The organism is Selenomonas sp. oral taxon 149 str. 67H29BP (assembly GCF_000146365.1).
GTDB classification, from domain to species: Bacteria; Bacillota; Negativicutes; order Selenomonadales; family Selenomonadaceae; genus Centipeda; species Centipeda felix.
In genome coordinates this window covers 1-16,780 of sequence record NZ_GL397087.1, presented here as the reverse complement: position 1 = coordinate 16,780, position 16,780 = coordinate 1, and the positions used below count along the sequence as shown (strand labels likewise).

The 16,780-nt window shown below is 54.4% G+C and carries 17 protein-coding genes and 4 tRNA genes; all 21 read right to left on the bottom strand.

The window, feature by feature from the left end; translation table 11 throughout:
* Nucleotides 1-2: 2 nt before the first annotated feature.
* The 21 genes from hemB to HMPREF9166_RS00010 all read right to left on the bottom strand — a co-directional run bounded on the left by hemB (nt 3) and on the right by HMPREF9166_RS00010 (nt 16,710).
* Nucleotides 3-974, bottom strand: coding sequence for a porphobilinogen synthase (gene hemB, locus HMPREF9166_RS00110; RefSeq protein ID WP_009441989.1), 972 nt, complete (start codon nt 972-974; stop codon nt 3-5).
* Complete coding sequence (gene cobA, locus HMPREF9166_RS00105) at nt 971-2,491, bottom strand: uroporphyrinogen-III C-methyltransferase (protein WP_009441988.1); 1,521 nt, start codon at nt 2,489-2,491, stop codon at nt 971-973. Before cobA ends, hemB begins: the two co-directional genes overlap by 4 nt.
* A complete protein-coding gene (hemC, locus tag HMPREF9166_RS00100; protein WP_009441987.1) occupies nt 2,488-3,423 on the bottom strand; it encodes a hydroxymethylbilane synthase in 936 nt (311 codons plus the stop codon). The genes cobA and hemC overlap by 4 nt, the downstream gene beginning before the upstream one ends.
* Nucleotides 3,341-4,702 carry a glutamyl-tRNA reductase gene (gene hemA / locus HMPREF9166_RS00095; protein ID WP_039980704.1) on the bottom strand — a complete coding sequence of 454 codons (1,362 nt, stop codon included), beginning with the start codon at nt 4,700-4,702 and terminating at the stop codon, nt 3,341-3,343. The genes hemC and hemA overlap by 83 nt, the downstream gene beginning before the upstream one ends.
* Nucleotides 4,656-5,318 (bottom strand): bifunctional precorrin-2 dehydrogenase/sirohydrochlorin ferrochelatase, encoded by a 663-nt coding sequence (locus HMPREF9166_RS00090; protein WP_009441985.1) that lies wholly within the window; start codon nt 5,316-5,318, stop codon nt 4,656-4,658. Before HMPREF9166_RS00090 ends, hemA begins: the two co-directional genes overlap by 47 nt.
* Nucleotides 5,319-5,458: 140 nt before the next feature.
* Nucleotides 5,459-6,220 carry a 5'/3'-nucleotidase SurE gene (gene surE / locus HMPREF9166_RS00085; RefSeq protein WP_009441984.1) on the bottom strand — a complete coding sequence of 254 codons (762 nt, stop codon included), beginning with the start codon at nt 6,218-6,220 and terminating at the stop codon, nt 5,459-5,461.
* 79 nt (nt 6,221-6,299) lie between these two features.
* Nucleotides 6,300-6,375: transfer RNA gene (locus tag HMPREF9166_RS00080), tRNA-Lys, on the bottom strand.
* 136 nt (nt 6,376-6,511) lie between these two features.
* The gene (locus HMPREF9166_RS00075; RefSeq protein ID WP_009441983.1) at nt 6,512-7,462 is read right to left on the bottom strand and encodes a malate dehydrogenase; all 951 of its coding nucleotides are present in this window, start codon (nt 7,460-7,462) and stop codon (nt 6,512-6,514) included.
* 588 nt (nt 7,463-8,050) lie between these two features.
* Nucleotides 8,051-8,127: transfer RNA gene (locus HMPREF9166_RS00070), tRNA-Met, on the bottom strand.
* Between the two features lie 2 nt (nt 8,128-8,129).
* A tRNA-Tyr gene (locus tag HMPREF9166_RS00065) sits at nt 8,130-8,215 on the bottom strand.
* 56 nt (nt 8,216-8,271) lie between these two features.
* Nucleotides 8,272-9,777 carry a lysine--tRNA ligase gene (lysS, locus tag HMPREF9166_RS00060; protein WP_009441981.1) on the bottom strand — a complete coding sequence of 502 codons (1,506 nt, stop codon included), beginning with the start codon at nt 9,775-9,777 and terminating at the stop codon, nt 8,272-8,274.
* A gap of 11 nt (nt 9,778-9,788) precedes the next feature.
* Complete coding sequence (greA, locus tag HMPREF9166_RS00055; protein ID WP_009441980.1) at nt 9,789-10,259, bottom strand: transcription elongation factor GreA; 471 nt, start codon at nt 10,257-10,259, stop codon at nt 9,789-9,791.
* Nucleotides 10,260-10,272: 13 nt separating this feature from the next.
* Entirely contained in the window at nt 10,273-10,569 is a 297-nt protein-coding gene (locus tag HMPREF9166_RS00050; RefSeq protein ID WP_009441979.1) for a GIY-YIG nuclease family protein, read from the bottom strand.
* Entirely contained in the window at nt 10,566-11,174 is a 609-nt protein-coding gene (locus tag HMPREF9166_RS00045) for a peptidylprolyl isomerase (protein WP_009441978.1), read from the bottom strand. Before HMPREF9166_RS00045 ends, HMPREF9166_RS00050 begins: the two co-directional genes overlap by 4 nt.
* Before the next feature lie 23 nt (nt 11,175-11,197).
* A complete protein-coding gene (locus tag HMPREF9166_RS00040) occupies nt 11,198-11,914 on the bottom strand; it encodes an MBL fold metallo-hydrolase (RefSeq protein ID WP_175279216.1) in 717 nt (238 codons plus the stop codon).
* A 6-nt stretch (nt 11,915-11,920) separates the two neighbouring features.
* Nucleotides 11,921-12,841: a YitT family protein gene (locus HMPREF9166_RS00035; protein WP_009441976.1), complete on the bottom strand. Its 921-nt coding sequence runs from the start codon at nt 12,839-12,841 to the stop codon at nt 11,921-11,923.
* Nucleotides 12,838-13,500, bottom strand: a complete 663-nt coding sequence (locus tag HMPREF9166_RS00030; protein WP_009441975.1) for a hypothetical protein — start codon at nt 13,498-13,500, stop codon at nt 12,838-12,840. The genes HMPREF9166_RS00035 and HMPREF9166_RS00030 overlap by 4 nt, the downstream gene beginning before the upstream one ends.
* Nucleotides 13,501-13,525: 25 nt before the next feature.
* Nucleotides 13,526-14,758 (bottom strand): aminopeptidase, encoded by a 1,233-nt coding sequence (locus tag HMPREF9166_RS00025; protein ID WP_039980699.1) that lies wholly within the window; start codon nt 14,756-14,758, stop codon nt 13,526-13,528.
* A 1-nt stretch (nt 14,759) separates the two neighbouring features.
* Nucleotides 14,760-15,203, bottom strand: a complete 444-nt coding sequence (gene dtd / locus HMPREF9166_RS00020; protein WP_039981473.1) for a D-aminoacyl-tRNA deacylase — start codon at nt 15,201-15,203, stop codon at nt 14,760-14,762.
* A 79-nt stretch (nt 15,204-15,282) separates the two neighbouring features.
* Nucleotides 15,283-16,566, bottom strand: a complete 1,284-nt coding sequence (locus tag HMPREF9166_RS00015; RefSeq protein WP_009441972.1) for a M18 family aminopeptidase — start codon at nt 16,564-16,566, stop codon at nt 15,283-15,285.
* A gap of 67 nt (nt 16,567-16,633) precedes the next feature.
* Nucleotides 16,634-16,710: transfer RNA gene (locus HMPREF9166_RS00010), tRNA-Pro, on the bottom strand.
* Between the last annotated feature and the right edge of the window lie 70 nt (nt 16,711-16,780).

Genomic DNA, 16,780 nt, shown 5'->3' with positions numbered 1-16,780 from the left:
CCTTATCCGTTCATCCAGTCAGCAGCATCCAAGGCATGATAAGTGATGATGATCTTTGCACCGGCGCGCTTCATGCCCGTCAGTGTCTCCAGAACAATCCGCTGCTCATCAATCCAGCCGTTTGCTGCCGCCGCCTTGACCATGGCGTACTCGCCGCTGACATTATAGACGGCAATGGGGCGATCAGTCACCTCATAGACACGACGTACCACATCGAGATAGGCAAGAGCCGGCTTTACCATAATGATGTCAGCACCCTCTTCCACATCCAGTGCAGTCTCTTTCAGTGCTTCACGGACATTCGCCGGGTCCATCTGATACTGCCTGCGGTCGCCGAAAGCGGGCGTGCTGTCCGCCGCATCGCGAAAAGGGCCATAGTATCCCGAGGCATACTTTACTGCGTAGCTCATGATGGAGGTGTTCTCAAATTTATTTTCGTCAAGTGCCTCACGAATGGCGGCGATGCGTCCATCCATCATATCGGATGGTGCAACGATGTCTGCCCCCGCCTTCGCCTGACTTACGGCAACCTTCTGCAGGAGTGCGAGTGTCCTGTCATTATCGACATAGTGTCCCGTGAGATGCCCACAGTGTCCATGTGTCGTATACTGGCAAAGGCACACATCACCGACGACCAGCAGGTCAGGAACAGCATCCTTGATCGCAGCGATCGCGCGCTGGACAGGGCTCTCCATATCCCATGCAGAGCTGCCATCCTCATCCTTATAAGCAGGAAGGCCGAACACCTCGACGGCGCGAATTCCACGCGCTGCGATCTCATGTGCGAGCGCTGCGACCTGATCTACAGAGTAGTGGAAACACCCCGGCATACTCGGGATCTCTTCTTTGATCTTCTCTCCGGGAATAACAAAGATCGGATAGACAAAATCGCGCACCGACAGTTCTGTCTCACGCACAAGATCGCGCATCCCGGACGAGATGCGCAGACGGCGCGGACGCTGGATCATACTCATTCTACACTCTCCCTTATACAGTCTACCAGTCCATCAATCGTATAGGTCATGGCAGTCATGGCAGGCACCAGCGCATAACTCTTTACGGTCTCCGCTGTTACCGGTCCAATGCAGGCAATCTTCGTATGCTGCAGCGGCGTAATATTGCCGAGCATGCGCACGAGGTTCTTGACGGTGGAGGAACTGGTAAAGGTAACGTAGTCAAACGCACCGTCCATCATCTTGGTAGCGAGCTCTTCCCCATGTTCTGTCTCGGGTACCGTCTCATAGGCTGCGGCAACATCCACAGTCGCCCCATGTGCACTCAAGGACTCAGGAAGAACGTCGCGTGCCTCCTGTGCGCGCGGCAGGAGGATATGGGCACGCGGCGGCAGAATCGGACGGAGCGCATCCACGACTGCCTCTGCGCGGAACTCCTGCGGCACAAGATCTGCCTCGATCCCGTAGGTGCGCAGACGATCCCGTGTCGCCGTACCGATGACAGCAATTTTAGCATAGCCGAGTGCTCGTGCATCCTTTCCTGCGTGATGAAGCCGTGCAAAGAAATGCTCCACGCCGTTGACACTGGTAAAGATCACCCAGTGATAGTCCTGCAATTTTCCGATGGCAGAATCCAGTCCAGCATACGAATCGGACGGCGGAACAATGCGAATCACCGGTGCCTCGACGCAGGATGCACCAAGTGCCGTCAGTTTCTCCGTCAATGCCGATGCTTGGGCACGCGCGCGTGTGACAAGAATGCGCTTCCCAAAAAGAGGGCGGAACTCTCTGCGGTCGAACCAGCGCAGACGATCTCGCAGGCGCACCACATCTCCCACAATAAAAATCGCGGGCGGGCGTATCCCATCACAACGTACCATCTCAGCCGCCTCACCGACCGTCGTCACGTACGTCTCCTGATCGGCACGCGTCCCCCATCGGATAAGTGCTGCCGGGGTATCTGCAGGACGCCCATTCTCGATCAAATTCTTCGTGATCTCAGGCAGATTTGCCACGCCCATCAGAAAGATCAGTGTATCCACACCTGTCGCGAGATGCTGCCAGCGGATGTGAGACTCGGGTTTCGTCGGATCCTCGTGTCCCGTGACCACGGCAAAGGAAACTGCCATACCTCGATGTGTCACAGGAATACCGGCATAGGCCGGCACGCTGATCGCAGAGGTGACACCGGGCAGAATCTCAAAAGAAACTCCACGTTCCAGCAAAACAAGAGCCTCTTCCCCACCGCGGCCAAAGACGAACGGATCTCCGCCCTTCAGACGAACGACCGTCTTTCCCTCCTCCGCCTTGTCTGCGAGCAGGACATTGATCTCCTCCTGCCGCATTGTATGATGGCAGGACTGCTTGCCGACATAGATCCGCTCTGCTGCCTCAGGCACATAGGAGAGAATACTCTCATCGGCAAGATGGTCATAGACAACAACATCCGCCCGTTTCAGGCACTGCATCGCCCCCACGGTCAAAAGGCGCGGATCTCCGGGACCCGCGCCAACAAGAAACACCATTCCGTTCTTCATGCTGTAATTCCAATCTCTTTCAAAATCTCACGTCCGCCGGCATCGAGGAGCTCCTCGGCAAGAGCAGTTCCCAGAGCCTCAGCCTGCTCGCCTGCTCCGTGTGCATCAGAACGGCAGATACGCTGTCCATCGACCGAAGCAATCATAGCATCAATGGAAATCTGACCGTTAGCATCGACCTCAGCATAAACCCCGACAGGGATCTGACAGCCGCCCTCAACACGACGCAGGAAAGCGCGCTCTGCCTGTGCCGCCGTCGTCATACCTGCATCACGCAGAAACTCAATGGCGGAAAGAATTGCGGCATCCCCAGCACGGCATTCAATGGCAAGAGCTCCCTGCCCAACCGCAGGAAGCATCACAGAGCGCGGCAAAATGGTGCGGATACGACGTTCAAAACCGAGTCGCTTTAGTCCTGCCGCTGCAAGCACAATCGCATCGAACTCCCCTGCGTCGAGCTTGGCAAGACGCGTATTGACATTTCCGCGCAGATCACAGATCGTTAAATCGGGACGCACGGCGAGAAGCTGTGCGCGGCGGCGCAGACTCGACGTACCCACGCGTGCCCCGACAGGAAGATCCTCCACTGCAGCGTAGTGTGCACTGACAAAGGCATCACCGGGGTCGAGCCGTGTTGTAATCGCACCGATGACCAGTCCGTCGGGAATCTCCGTCGGCATATCCTTCAGACTATGCACGGCAAGATCGACCGCATCATCCAGCATCGCCTGCTCAAGTTCCTTCGTAAAGAGCCCCTTGCCACCGATTTTAGCGAGCGGTGCATCCAGGATGCGATCTCCCTTCGTCGTCAGCTCACGCAGCTCCACGCAGCAGGACGGATGCTCCTTTTTAATGGCCTCCGCCACATAGTTCGCCTGCCACAGAGCCAACTTGCTCGCTCGTGTACCGATAGTGATTGTGCCGCTGTTCACTGGTTCCTGTCTCTCCCATCGCATCTAACTTAAAAAGAGAACGCATTGCTTCGATGTAAAATGCCTCATCCTTGGTTCCCGCAGATGACCGCAGCTTCATCATCGGGATGCGCAGTATCTTTCGCACAATCATGCGGCTCATGTGCTCAACCTGACGGCCTTCCTCTTCCGAGAGATCGGGCAGCTTCGCGCTCACACGCTTGATCTCACGCGCGCGAATGCGCTCACATCGTCCTGAGAGCAGTGCCATAAGCGGCTGAAAGGAAAGATACTTGAAGCGTTCCTGAAGGGCGGCAACTTCCTCCTCCACAATTTTCTGTGCCTTGACCGCCTCCGCCTGCCGTTCTCCCAGGTGCTCATCCACCACTGCCTCGAGTGCGTCAATATTATAGAGCTCAATTCCCTTGATCCCCGCAACATCGGGGTCAACATCACGCGGAACGGCAATATCGATAAAGAAGATTTTGCGTCCCTGACGACGCGTCATGAGGCGGCGCGCCTCCCACGCCTTGATTACATAATGCGGTGCCCCAGTCGATGTAACGACAACATCAACATTTGTCGCATAGTCCATGGCACGATCAAACGGAATGGCCTCTCCGCCGATCCGCTCGGCAAGCCCCCGCGCGCGCTCAATATGACGGTTGGCAACATAGATCGTCTCAATCCCATGCGCACGCAGATGTTCTGCCGTCAATTCCGCCATCTTCCCTGCACCGAAGATCAATGCTCCGCAGCCGCCAAGCCCTCCCAGAGACGCAGCAGCAAGCTCGACAGCAGCATAGCTTACTGACACAGAACGGTAAGCGATGCGCGTTTCCGTCCGTACGCGTTTTCCCGTAGCAATAGCACGGTGAAAGAGCAAATTGAGGATCGTCCCGGTCACGCCTGCCTCTCGTGCCAACGCATACGCCCCCTTCACCTGTGAGAGAATCTGCCCCTCACCGAGTACAAGCGAGTCGAGACTCGACGCCACGCGGAAGAGATGCTCAATCGCCGCATCGTCAGTGTACGTATAGAGATATGCATCCAGATCATCGCCGCCCTGCGCCAGATCGCACAGGAACTGCCGCACGGAGCGCTCCCCCTCCGCGAGATCCTCCACAGCAACGTAAAGCTCCGTTCGGTTGCAGGTAGACAGAACTACAAGCCCGCTCACTCCGTCGTAGTCGCCTAGGTTCTGGAGCCCCGTGCGCAGTTCCTCGCGCGAGAACGAAACCCGCTCACGTACATCAATCGGTGCAGTCCGATGATTGAGCCCCAAAGTCAAGAGCCGCATTCCGTAGTTCAACCTCTGCTTTCTCCATCGCACCATGACGAACCATGGTCAAAATATCGGGGCGCAGTGCCGTATGCCAAAAGCGCGTGCGTGCACTGATCGACGAGATACTCTCTTGAAGTTCCCCCCTCAGAGAGGAGACACGCTCCAGCCACATTCCGAAGGCGGGCGGATACATCTCCTCCAGTTCCATCCGTATCGCACGCGAGAGCGCCGGACTGCCGCCTGCGGTCGAGACGGACAGCATCAGTTCGCCGCGGCGTATCGAGGCAGGTACCTGAAAAGTAGATGCCGCAGGATCATCAATGACATTGACAGGAATTCCTCTGCGTTTTGCCTCTGCAGCCACGGCCGCATTGACCTCGCGCAGATCCGTCGCCGCGTAGATGAGAAACGCACCTTCGAGCATCCCGTCCGCATAGCATGTCTGTTTCCAGCACAGCCTGCCTGCCGCGGCATGTTCTTGCAGCACAGAAGTGACTTTTGGTGCGATAACACAGATGGATGCCTCCGTCCCCGCAGAGAGAATGCTGCATGCTTTACGCTCCGCCACCCTGCCGCCGCCGACAAGGATAAGAGGACGTCCGCTCAGATCGACATTCAGCGGATACAGCACACAACTCACTCCTCTTCACCGTGCAAATTTTAGCTAAAGAAACATGAACCCCATTCATATTCAATATTATACCGCATACAGGAATGAAAAAAAAGAGGAGAAGGCCGAATCTCCTCTCTTTATAGTGATTATCAATGTGGTTATAGCGCATCACCCAGTTGGCGCAGCAGCGGATAGTCCGTCATATCCACGCCCAGTGGGGTCACCGCGATCAGCCCATGCTCCACCGCATAGATATCCGTTCCAATTCCCTTATCCGTATCGGACACCTCGCCTGCTACCTTGTAATGCACACGCCCCTCTTCCATCTCGATGCGCTCAAATGCATTCACGTAATCGCGTCCACCCTGGCGGCAGAACACAAATCGCGGCTCATCTCCCGCCAGATCCTTCGGGAAGTTGATGTTCAACAAAAATGGCTGATCTGCAGCAGTAAGAACTTGTTCCATGAATGGGACAAAACAATCTGCCGCATCGGCAAATGAAAGACTGCTGCCATCAAGAAGCGAGAGTGCAAACGATGAAATTCCATGGAAATATCCCTCAAAAGCGGCACCAACCGTTCCCGAGTAGATCACATCCGTACCGAGATTTGACCCGTGGTTGATCCCTGAAAGCACAACATTTGGACGTTCCTCTGCAATCGCATCCAGGTAGAGCTTCGCACAGTCCGTCGGTGTGCCGTCGATCGCCCACGCCGCGACATGACACTCTGCATCGAAATTCTCATCCTCACGCACCTCAATCGCACGCCCGATCGTCAGCGCGTGAGACGTACCACTCTGCTGATGCATAGGAGCCGCAACCGTCACATGATGTGCTCCGGACAGGCGGCGCGCAAGTACATGAATCCCCTCTGCAGCAATCCCATCGTCATTTGATATCAGGATATTCAAAGGCATCTTCCTCTCATTTGCTTGATACACGAAAGGCAGGTTGGTATGCCAACCTGCCTAAAACCGCATATGCGGCCAACATTCATGGTGACCCACCACGGAATCGAACCGTGAACCTACTGATTAAGAGTCAGTTGCTCTGCCAGTTGAGCTAGTGAGTCGTCTGCACCTTGCGGTGCATAGCTATTATAGAGGAACAATACATGCCTGTCAATCCCTTCCGCGTGTTTTCCATAATCACGCGTACAAAAAAGGATCTCCGAAGAGATCCTTTTTTATTCCTTCACGGAGAAAAGATTACTTCAGTGCATCAGCGAGCTGTGCATTGACAGCACGTGCAGCCTCGACACTCTCCTCGAACTTCACCTTCTCCTCGCCCTCGAGCTTGACATCGACAACTTTCTCAAAGCCGCCCTTGCCGAGGACAATAGGAACACCGACGCAGAGTTCCTTCTCGCCATACTCGCCTTCGAGGTAGACGCAGCAAGGAATAACCTTCTTCGAATCGAGCGCAATCGCCTCAACCAGCGTTGCAGCAGATGCGCCCGGCGCATACCACGCAGACGTACCAAGAAGCCCCGTCAGCGTTGCGCCGCCGACCTTCGTCTTCTGGACAACATCAGCAAGGACATCCTTCGAGAGGAGCTGCGTGACAGGAATGCCGCGGAGCGTTGCAATGCTGACGAGCGGAACCATCGTCTTGTCATTGTGTCCGCCAATGACCATACCGTCCACATCGGTCGGGGTTGCAGGATGCCCTGCCTTGTTGAGTGCCTCAGAGAGATAATAACGGAAACGGCTGCTGTCGAGCATACCGCCCATGCCGATGATGCGGTTGCGCGGAAGTCCCGTGGACTTGAGTGCAAGATAGGTCATCGCATCCATCGGGTTGGAGATGATGATGAAGATCGCATTCGGGGAATGCTTCAGCGCCTGCTCCACAACACTCTTGACGATCTTTGCATTGACGCCGACAAGCTCCTCACGCGTCATGCCCGGCTTACGCGGAAGACCGGAGGTAACGACGATAACATCGGAATTTGCCGTCGCAGCGTAGTCATTCGTAACACCCTTGACCGTCGTGTCAAAGCCGAGCGCATGCGAGCACTGCATCATGTCCATTGCCTTGCCCTCGGAGACACCCTCTTTGATGTCGATAAGGACAACCTCACTCGCAAACTTCTTGAGCGCAACGACGTTTGCTACGGTAGCACCTACGTTACCTGCACCAACAACAGTTACCTTCATACGTATTTCCTCCTTAGTAAAGCTCTTGTGCTGCTTGTTTCACAATAAACAACACAATTAAAACAAGGTATACCAATAGATCTGAACTATGAAATCATTATAACATCTCCATTCAGAAAAATCAATTACTTTTCCGTACTCAATGTCACAGTTATGGAAAATAAATACAAAATTCTATTGTTGGATAATACTTTCTTCATTTTTGGAAGAATTTGGTCATAAATCGAGGCGGCGGATTGGTCATCATAACATGGATGCCCATATAGAGACGATTTTTCTCCTCATACACCCGGCAGAACGCCGTCATATATTCACATAGTACATAGTCTACCGGATTATATTTATACTCCATCGTCATCACCTCCCATAGGATTCATAAGCCAGATTATTCCTCATTATGAGACTCAATCCTCTGGTATCAAATCCCCAAAATAATCGAGGACTCTATCAATAAAAATCTCCTTCATCTTTATTAATTCCTTTAACTATTTATTCTAATCAAAAAATTTTATACCCTTTCATGTATAGACATGACATTAAAAAATCCCCTCGTCCGAAAATCATCAGACGAGAGGATATATGTTCATTTGGTGGCGGCACAGAGATTTGAACTCCGGACACTGCGGGTATGAACCGCATGCTCTAGCCAACTGAGCTATGCCGCCGATGGTGGGCAGGGATGGATTCGAACCATCGTAATCCGAAGATGACAGATTTACAGTCTGTTGCCTTTAACCACTCGGCCACCTACCCAAAAACTTTGACAAGTATATGCGATAAGGCGCTCCTTTGTCAAGGAGTTTTTCCCGTTATTCAGCAAGAGGTTTCATCGTCGGGAACAGCAGCACATCGCGGATGGACGGGCTGTCCGTCAGGAGCATGACGAGGCGGTCGATGCCGATGCCAAGTCCGCCTGTCGGCGGAAGTCCGTACTCAAGTGCCGTCACATAGTCATGATCCATGACATGTGCCTCGGCATCCCCTGCCTCGCGCTGTGCGAGCTGATCCAGGAAGCGCTGTTCCTGATCGATGGGATCGTTCAGCTCCGTAAAGCCATTGGCGAGCTCACGCCCATAGATGAAGAACTCAAAGCGATCTGTGATGCGCGGGTCGTCCGCGTTGCGCTTGGCGAGCGGCGAGATCTCCGTCGGATGTCCCGTAATGAAGGTCGGCTGCATCAGAGACTCCTCGACCTTCTCCTCAAATGCTGCATTGAGAATTCCGCCGATGCCATGACGCTCCTCGAACGGGACGTGAATCTCGCGCGCCATGGCGCGTGCCTCGTCCACTGTACGGCAGGAGAGGAAGTCCTTCCCCGTCGCCTCACGGACAGCATCATTCATACTGATGGTACGCACCTGTTCAAGGTCGATCTCAACCCCCTGATACGTGATCTTCGTCGTCCCCAGTACATCCTCTGCCGCCTGACGGACAATACCCTCCGTGATCGCCATGAGATCGCGATGATCAGCAAATGCCTGATAGATCTCAATGGAGGTAAACTCAGGGTTATGCCGTACGTCCATCCCCTCGTTGCGGAAGACGCGCCCCATCTCGTAGACGCGATCCAGTCCGCCGACGATCAGACGCTTTAGACTGAGCTCGGTCGCAATACGCAGATAGAGGTCGATGTCGAGCGCGTTGTGATGTGTGACAAAGGGACGCGCCGCTGCCCCACCCGCGAGTGTGGAAAGCACGGGCGTCTCAACCTCTAGGAAGTCGCGCGCATCGAGATAGCGGCGAATCGATTGGAGGATTGCTGTGCGCTTGCGGAATGTCTCACGCACCTCCTGATTGACCATGAGATCAAGATAGCGCTGACGATAGCGTGTATCCACGTCCTTCAGTCCGTGGAACTTCTCAGGCAGAGGACGAAGCGCCTTGGCGAGGAGGTCAAAGTCCTCGACACGCACAGTCACCTCACCGCGCCGCGTCTTAAAGACGACACCGCGAATGCCGATGATGTCGCCGATATCGAGCCGTTTGAACTCCTCTTTGTACTTCTGCTCGCCGAGCACGTCAAGCTTAAAGTATACCTGAATGTTCCCTGTGCGGTCATTCAGCGTGGAGAAGGACGCCTTGCCATGCCCGCGAATCGCCATCAGACGCCCTGCAATGCGGACTTCCTTTCCTTCTTCATCCTCGGCGAGATGATCGTATTCCTTTTTCAGATTTTCCGCATAGTCCGTGACCTCATAGCGATGTCCGAACGGCGCGATACCCATGGAACGGAATGCATCCATCTTTTCCCGACGGACGCGCATCATTTCATTCAGATCCTGTTCCTGAGCAACGGATGCATGTTCTTCAGCCATCAATGTTCCTTTCACTTCTTGATATCGATAATTTTGTACTGGATGACACCTGCGGGAGCATTCACATTGATGGTGCGCCCGATTTTCTGTCCGAGGAGCGCCTCGCCGAGCGGGGACTCATTCGAGATCTTTCCCTCATCGGGATCCGCCTCCGTCGAACCGACGATGAGGAACGTCTCCTCCTCGTCAAACTCCAAATCCTTAACCATCACACGGCTGCCCATCGTCACAGTCTTGCCGTCGCCTGCCTTGATGATGTCGGAGTTGCGAATCTTGTTCTCGAGCTCCTGAATCTCGCCCTCGAGAAATGCCTGCTCATTCTTCGCATCATCGTACTCAGAGTTCTCGGAGAGGTCACCGAGAGCAATGGCGGCCTTTAGACGCTCTGCGATCTCGATGCGTCGAACGCTTTTGAGATAGTTGAGTTTCTCAACGAGTTTGTTGTACCCATCTTCGGTCAGCATGACCTTTTTCTCTGCCATGAAATGATCTCCTTCACTCTATGTGTACTTTTTTATTGATTTCATCCAGCAGTGCGGTGAGTTCCTCATCGCCTGACAGGACTAATGCTTCTCTTTGTGCATGCCGGAGTTTTTTGATCTGACATTCCCTCCGCTGCGCCTCCTCCTTCGTCGAAAAGGACTCGACATAGGCGAGGAAAACGGGGCGGTGCGCACGCGTGTACTTTGCCCCGCTGCCGTCGTTATGCGCACGAAGACGCCGCTCAAGGTCGTTTGTCCAGCCCGCGTAAAGGCTCCCGTCCGCGCACCGCAGGAGGTAGGTGTAGTTCATTCGTCCGCAGACTTGATCGTGATCTTCTCGATCACAACATCATGCACGGGGCGGTCTGCATAACCGGTCTGCGTGTGTCCAATGTCGCATACGACATCCATCCCCTCGATCACCTTTCCGAAAACGGCATGATGATCGTCCAACCACGGCGTCGCGGCTAGCGTGATGAAGAACTGACTTCCGCCCGTATTGGGACCCGCATTTGCCATGGAGAGGATGCCCTCATCATCGTGACGAAGTGACGGGTCGAACTCATCGGGAATACTGTAGCCCGGACCCCCCGTGCCATTCCCGTTCGGATCTCCGCCCTGAATCATGAATCCGTCAATGACGCGATGAAAAATCAGCCCGTCATAGAACCCCTTCTCCACGAGGTCGATGAAATTCTTCGTCGTGATCGGTGCCTTGTCCTCAAACAGCTCGACCTCAAATGTTCCCTTATTCGTTGTAAAAACTGCGATGTGATTTGCCACGGTGTGTTGTTCTCCTTTTTGATTCTGTGACGGCATATTGAGTGACATCCCTGCGTTCCCGCTGTGCACGATACAAAGCACGGCAGCCACAACGAAAAAAACGAGCGCAAGGACAAAAAATTTCTTTCCCATTCTACCGAATGCTCTCCTATATTTCAACCAAAATTGGAAAATTTATGCCGCTCTCCCGCCGTGCAGGGGGACCACACAGGAATTTCTCGCCCCTTGGCAAAGAAATCTGCGGAGGGCTGCCATGCGGGATAGCCAACGGAATGCATCGCAACGAGTGCGCGCGGGTTCGTCTCGGCGCAGAACACCTTCGCACCGCGTTCCATGGATGGACCAAGACGCCCGTCCACAGGGAAAAATGCGACGTCACACGAAAGCCCCGCCAGCCGTTTCATCTGTTTCCGAAAGCCGTTCTCGGCAAACTTACGGTTCACCTCGGTGTCCCCTGTCCAATCCCACCAGTTAAAATCGCCGGCATGGAAGATACGCTTTCCGTCCGCCTCGACGAGGAACGATGTTCCCTCGTCCGTAGAGGAGAACGATGTCACGGATATGCACTCATCCTGCCATGCATCGTAGCAGCCGATCCACGTGGTCTTATCCTGCGGAATCCGTGCTGCTCCTGCATTTTCACGAATGTCCTCACTGAGGATATAGCGTGTGGTGTGTGCCGAAAAATCGGCAATCATCGGGTTAAAGTGGTCAAAATGTGCATGTGACGCAAAAAAATACAACGGCGCATCCCCATGTGCCCCAATCTCCTTGGGTAGTACGCCGGCAGGATCATCAAACGCATCAAACACGAGCAGAATCTCTCCCACACGGATGAGAAATCCGCTGTTCAGCAAATAGGTCGCTTCCACGAACACTCATCTCCTTTCGTTTTCATCTTCGGTATTTTCATCGGATGCTGCGGCATCGTTTTGATTGATTCGCCCGAATCCGCGCCCCATAACCTCATTGGCCGACATAATGATGACGAAGGCATGAGGATCGACATTATGGACGATAAATTTCAGTTTTCCGACCTGCGTTGTCCCGACGCAAACGAAGACAACGTTGCGCTCACGGCGTGTATATGCTCCCTGTCCATGCAGAAATGTGACACCGCGGTGCATGTTGTCGATGATACTCTCCGCGATTTCCCGATGACGATCGGAGACGATCAGCACGGCCTTGCGCTGATTGAATCCAGCGACGATCTTATCCACCATCGTCGCATTGATGAACATATAGATCAGCGTGAACATCGCCGGCGCCATGCCAAACAGGAATGCGGCAATCAGCATGATGAGACAGTTGAGCGAGAAAAGCACGCCGCCCATGTGCAGATCATAGTACTTTCGCACGATCGCCGCAAGGATGTCGAATCCGCCCGTGCTGCCGTTCATGCGGAATACAATGCCGTAGCCTAGTCCTGCGAATACACCGCCGTACACCGTTGTCAGCATCATATCGTTCACCGGCGCATAGGCATTGAACGGGCGTGTGAGATCAAGCAGAAAGGAAAAAATCGCCGTACCGATGATAATATCAACCGTATACGCACGTCCCATCAGCTTCCACGCCATGAAGAGCAGCGGAATGTTATAGACGAACGTCTGCAGACCGATCGGCAGTCCAAACAGATAGTAGACAATCATCGCAATTCCGGTTGCACCGCCCGTGAGCAAATGAGCCGGGACGAGGAAGAGATTGATCGCACTGCTCGCGATGAGACATCCCAGCGTAATGCCGGCATAGCGCATGACGCGATGTCCCAGTATACGCATGTGCAGATGATGCGTCATGTTCCGTATCCTCCCAGACGAACAGGAGCAGCAGACGGCAAGGCAGTCACATCTATCTCCTTCTGTTCGATGAAATCACGCGCAAGATCCTGCACACCAAACGGACTGTATGGAGCGCGTGAGAGTTCCTCTGTCTCCTCCTCGGTCAGCGGCAGCATGGTCATCCGCGCGGAAAGCAGTGCTCCGTGCTCGGCATCCAGATTCAACACGAGATGGCGGTGCACATTCATCGGATCGTCATAAACATAGCAGGTATGATCATCCCTGAACTGCCGCTGTGCTTTTCCAAACACACGAAAGATGTAGCTGCTCGTCGCACCATAGCGCACATCTTGCCGCAGACGATACGTTTCTCCCATGAGGCTGATGTCCACCACCTTCTTTCCTGCGACAGTGGTCGAGACGACAACATCCCCGTATGTGAACGTACGCAGATGAATCCCATGAACCATCTGCGTCCCCTCTGTATCCTCCTCACCCCAGGCCTGTTTGAGTGACTGCTCTGCATCCCCGAGGGAAATGCCACGATAGGAAAAGTCCGTGTCCTGTATCTGCCCCGCCGCTTCTCCTCTTGCAAAGAGAACACAGAATGCCAGCATACAGGAAAGAAAAAAGAGGATGCTCTGCGTATTGTTCCGCATATTCTTCACCTCAGCCATCGGAAGCAATCAGATAGGGACGTTCTCAAAAGGAAAAGCTGCCATGCTCCATGATCGTGATCTCCTCTCCCGCCCGCGTCCTGCCGATGACGGATAGATCTGCCGTTCCGATCATAAAGTCCTCGTGAACAAGGGAATGATTGACTCCATGACGGAGAAGCTCCTCCTCCGTCATGCCATCTCCTCCCCTGATGCACGTCGGATACGCCTTACCCAAGGCCAAATGACAGGACGCATTCTCATCAAAGAGCGTATTGTAAAAGAGGATACCGCTCGCAGAGATGGGCGACGCGTGCGGCACGAGAGCCACCTCGCCAAGGAAGGGTGCCCCCTCATCTGTCTGCAAGAGCTCGCGCAGATGCTCCTCCCCGCTCTCCGCATGGTAGTCCGTTACCTTCCCCGCACGGAATGTCAGCGAAAAACCAGAGATCAGATTTCCGTTATAGTGCAGGGGCTTCGACGCAACAACAACACCGTTCACACCGTCTCGCTTCGGCAGTGTGTAGACTTCCTCCGTGGGAATATTCGCGACAAACATCGTCCCCGATGCCGCCCATTCCGCACCGCCCATCCAGATATGCCCCTTGGGCAGCTCCACATGGAGATCCGTGCCCAGACCGTTCCGATAGTGAAGTTCCGAAAAATCATGTGCATTCAGAAAATCTGCCGTCTTCTGCAGAGCGGACACGTGCTCCTTCCACGCCGCAACGGGGTCAGACTCCTCCGACACGCGCACGGCACGCAGAATCTCCGTCCAGAGACGCGCGACCGCCGTCTCTTCTGTCTCATGTGGGAATACCTTGCACGCCCACGCAGGCGTAGGGGCAGAGACAACACACCACGTATTCTGATTGCTCATCAGCCGCGCACGATAGTCCTGCAGAGCCTTGCCTGCTGTCTGCCCCGCCTCCGTCAGACGCTTCGGGTCGACATCGGAGAAGAGATCCGGATTTTCCGCCGCGATAGAGATAAACGCAGCTCCCTGCGCCGCACTTTCATCATAGAAGGCCTTCCGCCATGCGGGAAACTCACGGAACCGTGCCGCAGGCGCCTGGCGAAAGCGGATGTGTGAGAACTCCTCATCACTCCAGTTCACGGCAACATCATGCGCACCCGCATTGTAGCCCTCCGCCGCGAGCGCATGGACAAAATCTGCACAAGTGATCGGCGCATGAATAACGAGCGGTTGGTCTTCCTGAAGATTCACGCCGACACGTACCACAAGAGCGGCATATTTACGAAGCAAATTCGTATTCATTCTATACCTCATCCGTATCAAAGAGGAGCGTCACGGGACCGTCGTTGACCGATGCCACCCGCATATCCGCACCGAATTCTCCATGTGCGACAGAAACGCCGTGTTCCCTTAGATGCGTCATAAACGCCTCATACATAGGAATTGCCACATCCGGCTTTGCCGCCTTGGAAAATCCCGGACGGCGCTTTTTGAGATCCGCAAAGAGCGTAAACTGCGAGATCACCAATACTGCACCGTTCACCTCAGAGAGCGCACGGTTCATCTTCCCCGCATCATCAGAGAACACGCGCAGATGAACGATCTTTTCCGCCAGATGCGCTGCATCGGCGTCCGTATCCTCCGGCGCAATACCAAGCAAAACAAGATAGCCCGTTCCGATCTGCCCATGCAGCATCCCATCAATATGGACGGATGCCTCCTTAACACGCGTGACCACTGCTCGCAACATATCACCCCGTTGTATTCTCCGTATTTCCTCTACATAATGTGCTCTATTATAACACGCCTTGCCGCAGATGTCTTTCTTATGCGGAGAAAAAAGCCGAAAGAAGCTGCGTAAGTGCCGCCTGATCCTCCGCTCCCATGGTCTCGCGCGCAGAGTGCATCCCGAGAACAGGGACGCCGATGTCCACTGTCCGCATCGGCAGCTGCGTCGAGAGAATCGAGCCTAGTGTCGCCCCGCCCGGCGCATCCGAGTGATTCGTAAACACCTGATAGGGAATCCCCTCGTCCTCACACAGTGCCCTTATAACAGCACGCCCGAGCGCATCCCCGGCATAGGATTGATTTGCCGCCACCTTCAGCACGACGCCTCCGTTCAGCACGGGCCGATTGGTCGGATCTGCCTTCTCCGGCACATTGGGATGGAGCGCATGAGCAACATCCACCGAGAGACAGAATCCTTGCAGAATCGTCTCAAGATACTCCTCACGCGAGCATCCGAGCGCCGTATAGACCTGCTCCAAGATTATCCCAAGCACAGCTGAACCCGCGCCCTGCTTCGTGCGGCTGCCGACCTCCTCATTGTCAAAGAGCGCTGCAACACGGATGCCTGCCATGCCATCCCAGCCATTCACTGCATCGAGACATGCCTTGACCGAAGATAAATTATCGAGGCGCGGTGCCGACAGAAACGCATTGTCCGCCCCCAGCAGGCAGCCGCACTCACAGGGATAGGCATTCAGATCATAGGACAGGATCTCCTCTGTGGGAGCGTTCAGCTCCTCAGCGAGAAGTGCAGTCAGTCTATCCTCGTCAGAGCCTTCTTCACGACCGTCAAGGAAGAGCAGCGGCAGGAGATCCTTCTGCGGCTTCAGCTCCACTCCCTCATTCACTTTACGGTTCATGTGTATCGCAAGATTCGGAACGATCATCAGCGGGCGGCGAAAATCGACACAGTGCATCTGCGGAGCAAGAGGATCTGCACTACGCACAGCCACAGCCCCTGCGAGGGAAAGGGGACGATCCATCCACGTACTGCGGATCATCCCGCCGTATACCTCCACATTGAGCTTGCCATAGCCGTGCTCATGCATCACCGCATGCGGCTTGACGCGCAGACATGGAAAATCCGTATGGGCACAGACAATGCGCAGCGGACCGTGCACATTCTCGCCAATCGAAACGACAACGCCGCCCGTATCAAACAGGGGAAAATAATAGCTGTGCCCCGCAGAAATTCCTTCCTCAGGAGACAGATGTGCCCCGAGCAGTGCATTGCACGTCCTGCCTGCCACATGATATGGCGAAGTCGCCATATCAATAAAGTCAATCAATTCCTCGGCACATTTCATCTCTTCGTAGGTCACGTGAAAGCCCTCCGCCCCATAAACAGAAAAAGACCCGCCCACCGGCTGGTCTTCACTAAACAAAAAATGGTCGGGATGACAGGGTTCGAACCTGCGGCCTCATCGTCCCGAACGATGCGCGCTACCAAACTGCGCCACATCCCGACAACGATATGTATTCTAGCAAGTTTCATCGGAAAATGCAAGCATTATTTTTTCAGCTTGTCTGCCAAGG

What these genes read in the sequence shown, in the direction of transcription:
- HMPREF9166_RS00025 (WP_039980699.1), bottom strand. Translation starts at nt 14,758, where the DNA reads ATGAATACGAATTTGCTTCGTAAATATGCCGCTCTTGTGGTACGTGTC.
- surE (WP_009441984.1), bottom strand. Translation starts at nt 6,220, where the DNA reads ATGCCTTTGAATATCCTGATATCAAATGACGATGGGATTGCTGCAGAG.
- HMPREF9166_RS00075 (WP_009441983.1), bottom strand. Translation starts at nt 7,462, where the DNA reads ATGAAGGTAACTGTTGTTGGTGCAGGTAACGTAGGTGCTACCGTAGCA.
- hemA (WP_039980704.1), bottom strand. Translation starts at nt 4,702, where the DNA reads ATGCGGCTCTTGACTTTGGGGCTCAATCATCGGACTGCACCGATTGAT.
- lysS (WP_009441981.1), bottom strand. Translation starts at nt 9,777, where the DNA reads ATGGCTGAAGAACATGCATCCGTTGCTCAGGAACAGGATCTGAATGAA.
- HMPREF9166_RS00030 (WP_009441975.1), bottom strand. Translation starts at nt 13,500, where the DNA reads ATGGCTGAGGTGAAGAATATGCGGAACAATACGCAGAGCATCCTCTTT.
- HMPREF9166_RS00045 (WP_009441978.1), bottom strand. Translation starts at nt 11,174, where the DNA reads ATGGGAAAGAAATTTTTTGTCCTTGCGCTCGTTTTTTTCGTTGTGGCT.
- HMPREF9166_RS00050 (WP_009441979.1), bottom strand. Translation starts at nt 10,569, where the DNA reads ATGAACTACACCTACCTCCTGCGGTGCGCGGACGGGAGCCTTTACGCG.
- hemB (WP_009441989.1), bottom strand. Translation starts at nt 974, where the DNA reads ATGAGTATGATCCAGCGTCCGCGCCGTCTGCGCATCTCGTCCGGGATG.
- greA (WP_009441980.1), bottom strand. Translation starts at nt 10,259, where the DNA reads ATGGCAGAGAAAAAGGTCATGCTGACCGAAGATGGGTACAACAAACTC.
- cobA (WP_009441988.1), bottom strand. Translation starts at nt 2,491, where the DNA reads ATGAAGAACGGAATGGTGTTTCTTGTTGGCGCGGGTCCCGGAGATCCG.
- HMPREF9166_RS00035 (WP_009441976.1), bottom strand. Translation starts at nt 12,841, where the DNA reads ATGACGCATCATCTGCACATGCGTATACTGGGACATCGCGTCATGCGC.